9 protein-coding genes and 1 tRNA gene are annotated in these 12,605 nt (G+C 65.6%); 6 read left to right on the top strand and 4 right to left on the bottom strand.

What is annotated here, in order from left to right:
• Positions 1 to 10: 10 nt before the first annotated feature.
• The 6 genes from ACW17Z_RS03650 (at position 11) to ACW17Z_RS03625 (ending at position 5,698) form a co-directional block, all read left to right on the top strand.
• Entirely contained in the window at positions 11 to 913 is a 903-nt protein-coding gene (locus ACW17Z_RS03650) for an alpha/beta fold hydrolase (RefSeq protein WP_492057582.1), read from the top strand.
• 75 nt (positions 914 to 988) lie between these two features.
• Positions 989 to 1,879: a TraB/GumN family protein gene (locus ACW17Z_RS03645; protein ID WP_492057581.1), complete on the top strand. Its 891-nt coding sequence runs from the start codon at positions 989 to 991 to the stop codon at positions 1,877 to 1,879.
• A 120-nt stretch (positions 1,880 to 1,999) separates the two neighbouring features.
• Positions 2,000 to 2,998 (top strand): UDP-glucuronic acid decarboxylase family protein, encoded by a 999-nt coding sequence (locus ACW17Z_RS03640; RefSeq protein WP_492057580.1) that lies wholly within the window; start codon positions 2,000 to 2,002, stop codon positions 2,996 to 2,998.
• A 333-nt stretch (positions 2,999 to 3,331) separates the two neighbouring features.
• A complete protein-coding gene (locus ACW17Z_RS03635) occupies positions 3,332 to 4,204 on the top strand; it encodes a hypothetical protein (RefSeq protein ID WP_492057579.1) in 873 nt (290 codons plus the stop codon).
• Positions 4,201 to 4,992: a TylF/MycF/NovP-related O-methyltransferase gene (locus ACW17Z_RS03630; protein WP_492057578.1), complete on the top strand. Its 792-nt coding sequence runs from the start codon at positions 4,201 to 4,203 to the stop codon at positions 4,990 to 4,992. Before ACW17Z_RS03635 ends, ACW17Z_RS03630 begins: the two co-directional genes overlap by 4 nt.
• 631 nt (positions 4,993 to 5,623) lie before the next feature.
• Positions 5,624 to 5,698, top strand: a tRNA-Gly gene (locus ACW17Z_RS03625).
• Between the two features lie 47 nt (positions 5,699 to 5,745).
• Here ACW17Z_RS03625 and ACW17Z_RS03620 read toward each other — a convergent pair.
• From ACW17Z_RS03620 to ACW17Z_RS03605, 4 genes are all read right to left on the bottom strand, one after another.
• Positions 5,746 to 6,819: a glutathione S-transferase family protein gene (locus ACW17Z_RS03620; RefSeq protein WP_492057577.1), complete on the bottom strand. Its 1,074-nt coding sequence runs from the start codon at positions 6,817 to 6,819 to the stop codon at positions 5,746 to 5,748.
• Between the two features lie 179 nt (positions 6,820 to 6,998).
• Positions 6,999 to 8,849: an ATP-binding protein gene (locus ACW17Z_RS03615; RefSeq protein ID WP_492057576.1), complete on the bottom strand. Its 1,851-nt coding sequence runs from the start codon at positions 8,847 to 8,849 to the stop codon at positions 6,999 to 7,001.
• A gap of 111 nt (positions 8,850 to 8,960) precedes the next feature.
• On the bottom strand, positions 8,961 to 10,847 hold the full coding sequence (locus ACW17Z_RS03610; RefSeq protein WP_492057575.1) for a glycoside hydrolase family 9 protein: 1,887 nt from the start codon (positions 10,845 to 10,847) through the stop codon (positions 8,961 to 8,963).
• A gap of 96 nt (positions 10,848 to 10,943) precedes the next feature.
• Positions 10,944 to 12,506 (bottom strand): carboxylesterase/lipase family protein, encoded by a 1,563-nt coding sequence (locus tag ACW17Z_RS03605; protein WP_492057574.1) that lies wholly within the window; start codon positions 12,504 to 12,506, stop codon positions 10,944 to 10,946.
• Between the last annotated feature and the right edge of the window lie 99 nt (positions 12,507 to 12,605).

Below are 12,605 nucleotides of genomic sequence, written 5' to 3'. Positions count from 1 at the left end.
TTTTGAGACCATGTGTAACTCCCGTCCCAGGTTCCATTTCGCCATCATCATTCTGGCCATCCTCGCCGCCACCGGCGTATTCGGGGGCAACCACGCCCACGCGGCGCCGCTGGCCTCCGACCGCATCGCGGTGACGGTCAGCGGGCAGGGGCCCGACGTGGTGCTGATCCCGGGCCTGGCCTCCTCCGGCGCGGTCTGGGACGCCATGGTCAAGCAGTTGTCGGGCCGTTATCGCGTCCATGTCGTTCAGGTCGCCGGTTTCGCCGGCGCGCCGGCCGGCGGCAATGCCGAAGGGGCGGTGCTGGAACCGCTGGTCGAAGCCGTCGACCGCTACATCAGGAGCGCCGGGCTGAAGTCGCCCGCCGTGATCGGTCACTCAATGGGCGGCCTGACCGGCCTGATGCTGGCCCGTCGCCATCCCGAGGATCTCAGCCGCCTGATGATCGTCGACAGCCTGCCGTTCTATCCGGTGCTGTTCTCGCCGGCCGCCACGGTCGAGGGCGTCAGGCCGCAGGCGACCGCCATGCGCGACGGCATGGCCGCCATGTCGGCCGAGACCTTCGCCGCCCAGCAGGCCATGACCATGCCCCGCCTGGTCAAGTCGCCGGAGGGCCTGAAGGCCGCGCTGGACTGGTCCAGGACCTCGTCGCAACCGGTTGTGGCGCGCGCCCTGTACGATGTTCTGACCACGGACATGCGCGGCGAGCTGGCCGCGGTCACCACGCCGACCACGATGCTCTATCCCTATGATCCGGCCATGGGCGCGCCTCAGGCCATGGTCGACCAGACCTATGCCGGCGCCTACGCCAAGCTGGCCGGGGCCAGGCTGGAGCGCGTCGACGGCGCCTTTCACTTCATCATGCTGGACCAGCCGGCCGCCTTCGCCGCCGCGGTCGAGCGCTTCCTGAAATAGCCGCCTTCGCCGGGCCTGATTGCGCCTGGCGAGGCTTCCCCCCTAACTCTTCCTCGCATCCGTACAGAGAATCACATGCTCCGCACCGTCTTCCAGCCCGCCCGCCGGGCGTTCATCGGCCTGGTTTCCATCCTGGCCCTTGGCCTCGCCGCCCCGGCCGCCGCCGAGCCCGCCCTTTGGGTGATCAAGGACCAGGACTCGACGATCTACCTGTTCGGGACGATCCACGTGCTGAAGCCGGAGACCCAGTGGCGCTCGCCCCGCATCGATCAGGCCCTGAAGGCCAGCGATGATCTGGTGATCGAGGTTCTGGGCGCCGACGACCCTGCGGTCATGCAGCCGCTGGTCATGCAGTACGGCCTGGATCGCGCCACCCCGCTGTCGCAGAAGCTGTCGCCCAAGGACCTCAAGCGCGCCCAGGGTCTGGCCCAGGCCGCAGGCATGCCGCCCCAGGCCATGGAGGTCATGCGACCCTGGCTGGCCTCGATCTCTCTGGCCATGCTGCCGGTGATCAAGGCCGGCTATGATCCGCGCAGCGGGGTCGAGCAGGTGGTGTCGGCCGAGATGAAGGCGGCGGGCAAGCCGGCCTCATCGCTGGAGACCGCCGAACAGCAGATCCGCTTCTTCGCCGACATGCCGACCAAGACCGAGGTCGAGATGCTGCGGGCCACCCTGGACGACGCCGAGGCCGGCCCGGCCAAGATCGACAGCATGGTCCTGGCCTGGGCGGCCGGCGACACCCGGGCCCTGGAGGAGCAGTTCATCACCGAGATGAAGACCAACTATGCCGAGGTCTATGGCGTGCTGCTGACCGACCGCAATCGCGACTGGGCCAGGCAGCTGAAGACCAAGCTGGCCGGTTCGGGCGTCAGTTTCGTCGCGGTCGGGGCCGGACACCTGGTCGGCGCCGACAGCCTGCAGGTGCAACTGGCGACGCTGGGCGTCCAGACCGAGCGGGTGAACTAGCCGCGAGAGGGCGGGTGCGCCGGTCGGTCGCATCCGTCGCCGCAGGCGATGGTTGAGCCGGGGGGCGAGACCCGTTACGCACATCAGACCACGGTGAAGATCGCGCCGCAGAGACCCGTCATGTCCGCCCAGACCGCCGCCAAGAAACACACCGCTCTTCGTATCCTGGTGACGGGCGGGGCCGGCTTTGTCGGCTCTCACCTGTGCGATCGGCTGATCGCGCGGGGCGACCGGGTGGTGTGCCTGGACAACCTGTTCACGGGCAGCAAGGACAACATCGCTCACCTGCTGGATCACCCGAACTTCGAGTTCGTGAACCACGATGTGAACCATCCGATCTTCATTCCGGTCGACCAGATCTACAACCTGGCCTGCCCGGCCTCCCCGATTCACTATCAGTACGATCCGGTGATGACCGTGCGCACCAATGTCCTGGGCGCGATCAACATGCTGGACTTGGCCAAGCGCACCGGGGCCCGGGTGATGCAGGCCTCGACCAGCGAGGTCTATGGCGATCCCGAGATCCACCCGCAGGTCGAAAGCTACTGGGGCCGGGTCAATCCGATCGGCCCGCGCGCCTGCTATGACGAGGGCAAGCGCTGCGCCGAAACCCTGTTCTTCGACAGCTTCCGGCAGGACAGCATCGACATCAAGGTGGTGCGGATCTTCAATACCTACGGCCCGCGCATGGCGATCAATGACGGCCGCGTCGTCAGCAATTTCGTGGTCCAGGCCCTGACCAACCAGCCGATCACCATCTACGGCGAGGGCCAGCAGACCCGCAGCTTCTGCTATGTCGATGATCTGGTCGAAGGCTTCATCCGCATGATGGCTACGCCCACCGGTTTCACCGGTCCGGTCAATATCGGCAATCCCAACGAGTTCACCATCCTGGAGCTGGCCCAGCAGACCATCGCCCAGATCGGCTCGAGCTCGGTGATCGAGCGCAAGCCCCTGCCGCAGGACGATCCCCGCCAGCGCCAGCCCGACATCACCCTGGCCAGGTCGGCGCTGGACTGGGAGCCCAGGACCCAGCTGAAGGAAGGCCTGGCCAAGACCATCGCCCATTTCAAGGCCGTGCTGGGCAAGGGCCTGGTCGAGGACGAGAGCCGAGGCTAGCCGGTTTCACCGTCTGCAGCGTGTGAGAACCGACACGGTCACATAGAGCGCGAAGCCGCACGAGGAGAGGATGGTCGTACCCGTCGCCCGTAGCGGTGTGGTGACCGCAGGCGGTAAGACGGCTTCCGATTATTCCAAGGAAAATCGAGGCCATGCTTGGCGCACGATATCTTCAGTTGCGGCACGTGAGTGTGCTCGTAGACAGGCCATCAGCCAGCACGTAACTTTAAGCGGGGCCGTGGTAGAATCTGGCATCTATGCGTTAAAGGGTCGGAGCAGTTTGGTGCAGGCGGTTGCCGGATTGTTTCGCTATTTCTGGGGACAGGACACGCTATGCTGCAGGTAATACTGAACCAGACAGGGTCCGACGATGAGCGCCGCCGGGCCGCTCAGGCCGGCGGCATTCTGATGTACTCAGCTTCCCCCGCGAGCCTGGCTCTATGCCAATTCGCCCGGGGTTTGGTGGGCGAGGCTTTCGGCGATCTTGACCCGGAACATGCCCAAGAAAGCTTATCGGTAGAATCTTTCGTCGCGATCGTTGGGCCGTTGAAGACGCGCTTCACCAACGCCGAGGAAACAAAGGAGCGACTTCGCGCCTATCTGATCGAAAAGGGTTTGGATCCCCGGACGACCTATTTCGACTTGCCTCGGCTGAGAGTCGTTCCTCACTCCGACTATCTGTCGGCTGGCGTTTCATATGCTTACAAAGCGCACCGCGACATCTGGTATTCAAGCCCGACCGCGCAGATCAATTGGTGGCTGCCCATTTGGGACGTTTCGCCGGAACGCTCCATGGCGTTCTTTGCCAACTATTGGGATCGGGCGATGCCCAACACCTCGGCCGACTTTGACTATAGTGAATGGGTCAAAATCGGCAGGACGCTGGCAACCAGCCAGATCAGCCAGGACACCCGCAAACACCCGCTTCCTCTGGAGCCGATCACGCCCGAGGAAGAATTCCGGTTTGGAGCGGCGATGGGCGATGCGGTAGTGTTTTCGGCGGCTCAACTCCACGCGACAGTGCCCAATACCTCCGGCGCGACCCGCTTCAGCACCGATTTCCGGACAGTGAATATCGAAGATCTGCGAAATGGCCGCGGCGGCCCCAATATAGACAGTCGCGCATCCGGTTCTACCCTTGGCGACTTCCTGCGCGTCGATGACTTCAGTCCACTCAACGTTTCTCAAGAGTTCCAAATCGCATGAGCGCAGGCGAAGACATTTCCCCGACGATGCACGACCCGCGGACACAGACATCCGCGGATGTTGATGGCAGACGCGCTCTGGAAGCCTATTTTTCCGAGAGCGAAGGGTCGGCCACGGAAAAGCTCGAGAATTTTTCCAAATACGTGCCCCGCCAGACCTTGGCGCGGTTTATGGCGCGTTATGAACTGTTCAAGCTTGTTCAGAACGTTCACGGCTCAATCGTGGAATGTGGAGTCTTGTTCGGGGGCGGCCTGATGAGCTTCGCCAAGCTTTCCACCATACTGGAACCCTACAATTTTCAGCGGCGCATCATTGGGTTTGACACGTTTAGCGGCTTTCCAGTCATTTCCGATGAGGACACGCTCGGCTTGCCGGATCGAAAGTCCGCCCATCTAAAGCAGCACGGCTTTTCCGCCACGCACGCCTATGAGGACATTCTCAAGGCTGTTGAAATATATGATCAAAATCGGATGCTTAATCACTTTCCGAAGGTCGCCGTCGTGAAGGGTGACTTCAACGAAACCGCTCCGAAGTATTTAGAAGAGCACCCACATTTGCTTGTGAGTCTCCTCTATTTGGACTTCGATATTTACGCGCCCACAAAGAAAGCTCTGGAACTGTTCCTGCCGCGGATGCCAAAGGGGTCGGTCATTGCCTTCGACGAGTTGAACGAGGAAGCGTTTCCAGGCGAGACCGTTGCCGCTCTGGAAGTTCTGTCTCTCAATCAGTGGAGGATCAGGCGATTTGAGTTCGAGCCAAGGATATCATACGCGGTCGTTGGCGACTGATAGCGGTCTCTGACGTCCAAATGGGTCTGGTCGGGAACCTGGCCCGCCGCCAACAAGCGTTACTGGAGTTGGTCCGCGGGATCGGCGCATTGAGAGACCAGGGTTATTCAACCCGGGAGATTGCCGCCAAGACGGACTTCAGTAGCGAAATACATCTGGGCCATTTGCGATCTCCTGGAGCCCGGAGAAGAGCGGCTGATCTACGCCGTAGGGGCGGGATCATCCCCATGATCTGTTCTTCCGTGATGTCTTCCGCCTTCATGTTCGTCATCCCTCGAAAGACACCGTGGAAACCTGACGCTCTGACGCAGGCGTTTGCTCGGGCAGCAGAGGCGGCCAGGGGCGCAGGTTGAACGATCTTCGGGGAACAGCTGTCACGAGGTTTGCGGCAGCCGGCTTCTCAAATGAAAACATGGGGGGCATCGTCGGGTGGGAACTAGCCCGCGCGGGAAACACCAAGAGGCACTATGTCGCTGCCTCGAATGTAGCCGGGAAGCTCATGGATCAGCTTGAGCGCGCCGAGAAGACGGGCTAAGGGAAAGCTCACGGAACGTTTGTGTAAACCAGGCTGTAAACCGCTCTCCAATCGCTCAGATTTGAGAACGTGATCGGTTTGAAATCGCTCAGGTTCGCGGGCGTAGCTCAGAGGTAGAGCGTCTGCTTCCCAAGCAGAATGTCGTGGGTTCGATTCCCATCGCCCGCTCCAAGCGCTGCAAGGGTTTGCGGCGCGGGCGTTGATCGTCGGGCTGCCTTTCATGGCGTCCGGTCAAGAGGTCTCCACCAGCGATCACGGACTAACGGCACGTTACGGCCGTCGTCGCCCCCCGCTGCGGATAGCAGGATCTCGCGGGAGCGCGGCCCCAGGCGCCCGTCGACGGCCCGTCGCGAGGCGCCGTCCAGCTCAGCATAGGCGGTCTGGAGCCGACCCAGTCGCCAGGCGCGATAGGCGTTGGCGCGATACTGGAAGGCGACGTCCGATCCGATGTAGTGCGTGCGGGCCGCCCCGTGGCTGACAGCCTGCTGATTGGCGGCCATCTCGGGCAGAAAGCGGTCTTCGATCAGATCCATCAAGGGCCCCAGATCGTCCGGCGCGCGCGTCAAAGGGGCTGCGGAGCGGCTGGGGTCGGGTTTCAGGGCCCATAGTCGCGCGACCCAGGCGGCGACCGACGGGGCACGCGCGCGCATGATCCCCGCGGGTGTCGGGTCGCAGGCGAAATGCCGAAACAGCGGCCCAAACAGTCCGATATCCGCCCGTGTCGGCGCTTCGCCCAGCAGCCAGTCCCGCCGCGCGAAGATCTTGTCCAGCGCGTCGAGCGTGTCGAGATAGTCCGCCTCGACGCGGAAGCGATTAGCCCGGTTCACGCCCTCACCACCCAGATAGACGGACCTTTGCCGCAGCAGTGCGGCCTGGCGTCTCAGCGCCCTGGGCAGGGGGATGTCGCGGAACATGCCGTCAGCCAGTCGACCGCTCATCAGCTGGGCGTCTGCCCGATAGGCCCAGCGATAGTAGAGCGCCGGTCGCCAGAGGTGCTCGTCGCCATAGGTTTCGATCAACGCCGCGAGGAAGCCCAGGGCGGGGTCGGTCGGTGTGAGGGAGCTCAGGGGATGGTCAGCCTCCAAGTGGTCGATGATGACCGGGGTATCGGTCATCCAGCGGCCATCGGGCAGCTCCAGTTGGGGCATCTGGCGGACGCCGGTCTTGAGAGCCAAGGCGCGAAACGCGGCCGTATCCATCTCCTGAAGGCGGTAGGGCAGGCCCTTGGCGCGCAGATATCCTTCAAGCTTGCCCGTGAAATAGGACAAATCCAGCCCGTGAACGATGAGCATCGGCGCCCGCCTCTCGCTGCGTTGATCGCGCTGGGTCTTTTATGGCATTTGCAGTGTCATTAGTAGCGTGAACCGCCGGCGACGGTCCAATCGTCTGGCGCTATCCACTGCCGAATGCCGCTCACCGCGACGGCGTCTTGCCGATGGGCCTGGGCGTTTGGATGCAGGCGCGATGCGCCCTAAGCTGCGGCGGCCACGCACTGCGACAGGGTTGACGCCAGGGCTGCGGCTTCGATGGGCTTGGGCAGGACGCCATCCATTCCCGCCCGCAGATAGCTTTCGACCTCGTGGTTCAGCACGCTTGCGGTGACGGCGATGATCGGGATCCGGGCGGCGCCGGCCAGGGCCTCTTCGCGGCGGATGGTCCGCGTGGCCTCGACGCCGTCCATGTCGGGCATATGCACGTCCATGAAGATCGCGTCCCAGGGCTGGGCGCGCCAGGCCGCCACCGCTTCACGCCCGCTGACGGCGAAGCCGCAGGTGACGCCGAAGGGTTCGACCAGGGCGGCGAGGATGCGTCGGTTGACCGGGTTGTCGTCCACCACCAGAAGCGAAGCGGGCGCCTCGCCGGCAAACTCGCCGACCTCGTCCTCGATCGGGGCTTCGGAAGAGATCACCGACGGGGCGGGCGCTTCGAAGTCAAACCGCGCGCCGATGCCCAGGGCGGATGTGACCTTCAGCGAACCGCCCATGCGCTCGGAGATCTCGCGGCAGATGGCCAGGCCCAGCCCGATCCCTCCGACCCGACGGGTCGAAGAGTTGTCGACCTGAACGAAGCGCTCGAAAATGGCTTCGTGGTCCTTTGCGGCGATGCCGATGCCCGTATCGATCACGGCGATCTGCAGCCGATGGTCGTCGCCGGTGATCTTGACCGTGACACCGCCCTGCCGTGTGAACTTCAGCGCGTTGGAGATCAGATTGGCGAGGAGCTGGGCCAGTCTGTCGCCGTCCCCGCGTCGGAAGCGCGCCAGATCGGGTTGCAGGGAGATGGTCAGGGACAGGCCCCGCTCCCGGGCCAAGGGCTGGTGGAGTTCCCGGATATCGCTGACCAGATTTTCCAGCGAGAACACGTTCAGCCGCAACTGCAATCCGCCGGCCTCGATCTGGGAAATGTCGAGGATGTCGTCGATCAGTTGCCGCATGACGCGGGAGGCGGTCTTCATCACCCCCAGGCGCTGGCGTTGCGGCGGGGTCAGCGCTTCGCGCGCCAGCAATTGACCCTCGCCCAGGATGGCGTTCAGCGGGGTGCGCATTTCGTGGCTGACCATGGCCAGGAACTGCGACTTGGCGCGATTGGCGACCTGGGCTTCTTCCGACAGACGCTCCAGTTGCTCGGTGCGGACGCGCACACGCCTTTCAAGGTCGCGGTTCAGCAGGCTGGTGTCGTGGTTGCGTCGGTTGATATCCGCCAGCAACTCGCGGTTCTCGTCGCGCAGCCGCAGACAGTCGACCAGCAGAGCGTGGTTGTTGCGATGAGCGACCACCATCACCACCCAGAACACCGCGCCCAGGAAGCCCAGGGTCGCGTCTACGCCGCCCAGGGTGATCAGGGTTATGGAGGCGGGGACCAGGACCAGAGTGATATAGGTCCGTCCGACCCATTTCTGAGGCGACAGAATGCCGACCGCCCCGCCGGCCTGGGCCGACAGCACCACGATCAGGGCATAGCGCGAAACCGGGCTGTCGATCGGAATACGCATGCCGGCCAGCAGCGCCCACAGCCCGGCGCTAAGGACCAGGCCCGTACTGTGAAGACGCGCCAGCGGCCAAAGCTGTTTGGTCAGGAGCCGCCCCGCCAGGGCGGCGCCCAGCAGGTGGTTGATCACCAGGCGGGCCGCCAGCAGGGCCAGCACGACAGCCAGCCAGGTCACGTGAAAGGGGCGTTCTGCGGGGAGTGCGAGCAGGGTCAGTCCGACCGCAGAGGCGGCCTGAACCGCCATGGTCGCCAGGCTGTTGCGATGCGCTTGCCCCAGCAGCGCGAGCTTGAGGGGGTCGCCCCGAGGCCTGTCCTCCGCTCCTTCAGATCGCATTCCAGCTCTCGCCCCGGCCGCTTAGCGTCTCAGATACGACCCGCAGGGTGAACGAAGATATTCCAGTTTCAGCGACAAAGTGTCGCGCAGCCTGGCCCGTCTGCGCGCGCCTCAGCGGGCCGGTTCGTCCAGCCAGGCCGCGACCCAGAACAACGGCGCGTTCCAGTTGATGGCCACCTCGTTCTGGGTGAAGGTGCGATAGTCGTCGGTCCAGCAGGTCTGGGGTACGCACTGGCCTTTCATGCCCTGGGCGACCGGATCGCTCATGTTGGTCGAGTTTGGGCCGCCTGAGATCACGCCGGGGGGCGGGGCGGGATACCGGGCGTCGGCCTGATGCGCCCAGAAGCGGTGGTGCGGATTGCGCATGGGTCGCGCGCCATGGCCGGTGACGAACGAGCGATCCAGAGGATTGCGGCCCAGGATCCAGTCCATGGCGTCCACCGCGCCGTTGCGATAGGCGGCCTTGCCCGTAAAGTCGGCGGCCAGACCCAGCACCATGGCGCGGTTCAGCACCGACGAGGTCGACCCCCACGGATAGCCCTTGGGCGCATAGGGCAGGCCATAGCCCTGGCGGGCGCCATCCTCCAGATAGCGGTCGGCGCTGGCGGCCAGATTGGCGCGCGCCACAGCGATCTCGGCGGGCTTCAGACCATTGGGCGCCAGCGCCAGGGTCACGGTTCCCAGCGCGCCCACCGAGGGCCAGCCAATGTCGCCGGTCGGCCTGCCGCCTGCGGCCAATCCTGACGCAGAGGGCCCGGCCAGGAACAGCGGCGAGGCGCGCAGGGCGGTCTCGTAGTCGGCGGCGCCCGTCGTCGCGTATAGCTCGGCGGCGGCCCAGTAGAACTCGTCCTCCACATTGCCGTCGCCATAGCCGCCGCTGCCGGTGAAGGCGCCCAGAGCGTAGACCTCGGGGTTACGCCGGGCGGCGGCGTAGGCGCGCCTGGCGACATCCAGGCAGCGGGCCGAGAAGGCTGGATCGATGGTCTTCCAGATCCGCGCGGCCTGGGCCGCCGTGGCGGCCAGGTTCAGGGTGGCGGCGGTGGTGGGGTGATAGAGGTAGCGGACTTCCTTGTCGTCGGCCGGCGCCGTGGGCAGGGCGGTCCAGCGCTCATCGGCCAGGCGCTGATGGGCCATGCCCGAGGCGTCCAGATCCGTCAGGACCAGTCGGCCGGCCGGGCCGACCTGTTGATGGCCGACGGGCAGGGCCAGGGTCTTGCCGGCGGGAACCTGCATGGCCAGCAGGAAATCCATCTCCCAGCGGGCCTCGTCCAGCAGGTCGGAGACGCCGTTGGCGTTTTCGGGAATCTTGCCCTTGCCATCAGCGAAGGCGGCCAGGGTCGGGGCCTTTCCCAGCACGAGGGCGCGCTCGTAGGCGTTCAGCAGGGTCCACACCGAGATGCCGCCATTGACGACGTACTTGCCGTGGTCGCCCGCATCGTACCAGCCCCGGCTGAGGTCCAGCGTATAGTCGCAGCCGGCCCAGACCTGGCCGCGCTCGTCGGCCTTGTTGAAGCAGGTCGCCTTGTCGGGGGCGTGGCCAGCCGGGCGGGCCAGGTCAGGGCGCTGAACGAAGCGCGCCTCGATCGGAATGCTGGCGCGGTTCTGATAGAAGAAGCCCAGGGCGTCCCCCTTCAGCGCGCCATAGAGGCGCCCGGCGATGGCGAAGGGCCGGCTCTGGGCTGCGCCGACGCTGAGGCGATAGCCGTCGCCCGAACCCTTGAAGTGGCTGAAATCGATCTGATGGACATGGTCGCCTGAGGCGGCGTCGGCGCCGAACACCCTGGTCTGGCCGCTGGCCACGCTCGCGCCCCTGGCGTCGCGCAGGGTCCAGGCCATGGGGCTTGTCGAGGGATCGGCCAGAATGGCGCGCTTGGGACCTGTCGTCTCGACGCCCAACTGGTTGAGGCGGATCGGCCCAGCGGCGTCTTCGGCCCAGGCGCTTGCGCCAAAGGCAAAGGTCAGGACGATGGCCGTCAGGGCCCTGTTGATCCTGGTCATGCGCATCTTCCCTGCTTGCCGACGCGTCGTAGCCGCGCGCCTTCACGTCCAGGTTAGCGCTAACCTGACAGCGTTGTCACTAGCGAAGTTTGCCGCTCAGCGCCGGGCCCGGCGCGCCTCGGCTTGCAGAAACTTCAGGCGGGGCTGGTCGTCATCGGCGATGACGCGGGTGTCGGCGTCGATGATCAGCTTTCGCGCGTCACCTTCGGGATCATACACCGGCCAGACGGGCAGGCCGGGACCGTTGGGATCGCCCGTCTTCACGAAATTGGCCCAGTAGGACGACATCACGTCGGCCACGCGGCGGTCGGTGTCGTCAACGCTCCAGGCCCCGCCATTGTCCGGATGGTTGAACACATAGACGATCTCGGCCGAGTGGAACGCGCCCAGCGACTTGCCGCGATGGCCCTCGCCGAACCATCCGTCGGGCGTTTTTGGCGCGTGATCGAAGCGGAACGCATAGACCGGCGCCTTGCCGGTGCGGGTCTGGGCCACGGCCCATGACCAGGTCGGCAGGCCCATCCAGGCGTCGCCGGCGAAGTTGATCCGTGAGCGGACCATCTGGTCGGGCGTGTCGTGGGGATAGAGTTTCGCCGCCTCGGCCACGTTGTCGCCGAAGGTCAGTTTCAGCGCCTCGGGCAGGGTGCGGCCGGCAAAGACCCCGCCTTCCAGCAGGCTGCCTTCATCACGGTTCCAGCCGACCAGCAGGGGCACGTCGCTTTGCTGCCCGGCGGCGAAGATCTCGGCCGCGCTGCTGGGCAGGATCCAGCCGTCGAGGATCGGGCGGAAGGCAAAGCGCGCGGTCGGTGCGGTCACGGCCGCAAGGATCTGTTCGGTGGAGCGTCGGCGCATGGCCGCCAGGCTGTCGCCGCCCAGGGCGCGCCCCAGGGCCAGGCCGTTGGCCTCGCCCATCGCCAGGGTCTCGTCCTTGCCCAGGGTCCCGAAGGCCGAGCCGCTCTCGCCGATGGCCTGCTGGAACAGGCCCCTGGCCTGGGGCGAGGCCATCAGCCGGCTGACGGCGTCCGATCCCGCCGATTCGCCGGCGATGGTCACCCGGTCGGGGTCGCCGCCCAGCAGGGCGATATTGGCCTGCACCCAGCGCAGGGCCGCGATCATGTCGGCCAGGGCCTGGTCGCCGCTGGCCCTGTTGGGCGACTCCCGGGTCAGCGCCGGATGGGCCAGGAAGCCGAAGGCGCCCAGGCGATAGTTGATGGTCACCACCACCACGCCCTTTTTCGCCAGGGCGACGCCGTCATGGCGTGGCTCGGCGCCCGAGCCCGCGCCGTAGCCGCCGCCATGGATCCAGAAGAACACCGGCAGCGACTCGCGCGTCTTGGCCGGGCTCCAGACGTTCAGATACAGGCAGTCCTCCGACATCGCGGGGGTGTAGGGGTCGATGTCGTTATAGACCTTGGGCTGGGCGCAGTTGGGCCCGAACCGGTCGGTCGCCCGCTCGCCCTTCCAGGCGACCACCGGCGCCGGCGGTTTCCAGCGCAAGGCGCCGACCGGCGGCGCGGCGTAGGGCAAGCCCTTCCAGGCCCTGATCCCGTCGGCGTCGGCCTTGGCCGGGACCAGCCTGCCGCCGGTGACATGCTGGGCGTGGGCGCCGGTCGCCAGCGCTGTCAGGGTCAGGGCAAGAAGGACGGCGCGAAGGGGCATGCGGACGCTCACGGTTGGCGAGGGTCCAGATGAGCAGGGGGAAGCGCCGTTGTCACGCGCAACCAAAGCTTGTCAGTCCGGCGCACGTCGAGCGTGGCC

The sequence above is a fragment of the Caulobacter sp. GSs2 genome (genome assembly GCF_058680895.1).
This window is presented reverse-complemented; position numbering and strand designations above follow the sequence as displayed.

Bases quoted from the DNA above. Each gene is read 5' to 3' on its own strand.
- ACW17Z_RS03635 (WP_492057579.1), top strand. From the start codon at position 3,332: ATGCTGCAGGTAATACTGAACCAGACAGGGTCCGACGATGAGCGCCGC.
- ACW17Z_RS03620 (WP_492057577.1), bottom strand. From the start codon at position 6,819: ATGCTCATCGTTCACGGGCTGGATTTGTCCTATTTCACGGGCAAGCTT.
- ACW17Z_RS03630 (WP_492057578.1), top strand. From the start codon at position 4,201: ATGAGCGCAGGCGAAGACATTTCCCCGACGATGCACGACCCGCGGACA.
- ACW17Z_RS03640 (WP_492057580.1), top strand. From the start codon at position 2,000: ATGTCCGCCCAGACCGCCGCCAAGAAACACACCGCTCTTCGTATCCTG.
- ACW17Z_RS03605 (WP_492057574.1), bottom strand. From the start codon at position 12,506: ATGCCCCTTCGCGCCGTCCTTCTTGCCCTGACCCTGACAGCGCTGGCG.
- ACW17Z_RS03615 (WP_492057576.1), bottom strand. From the start codon at position 8,849: ATGCGATCTGAAGGAGCGGAGGACAGGCCTCGGGGCGACCCCCTCAAG.
- ACW17Z_RS03610 (WP_492057575.1), bottom strand. From the start codon at position 10,847: ATGACCAGGATCAACAGGGCCCTGACGGCCATCGTCCTGACCTTTGCC.
- ACW17Z_RS03645 (WP_492057581.1), top strand. From the start codon at position 989: ATGCTCCGCACCGTCTTCCAGCCCGCCCGCCGGGCGTTCATCGGCCTG.
- ACW17Z_RS03650 (WP_492057582.1), top strand. From the start codon at position 11: ATGTGTAACTCCCGTCCCAGGTTCCATTTCGCCATCATCATTCTGGCC.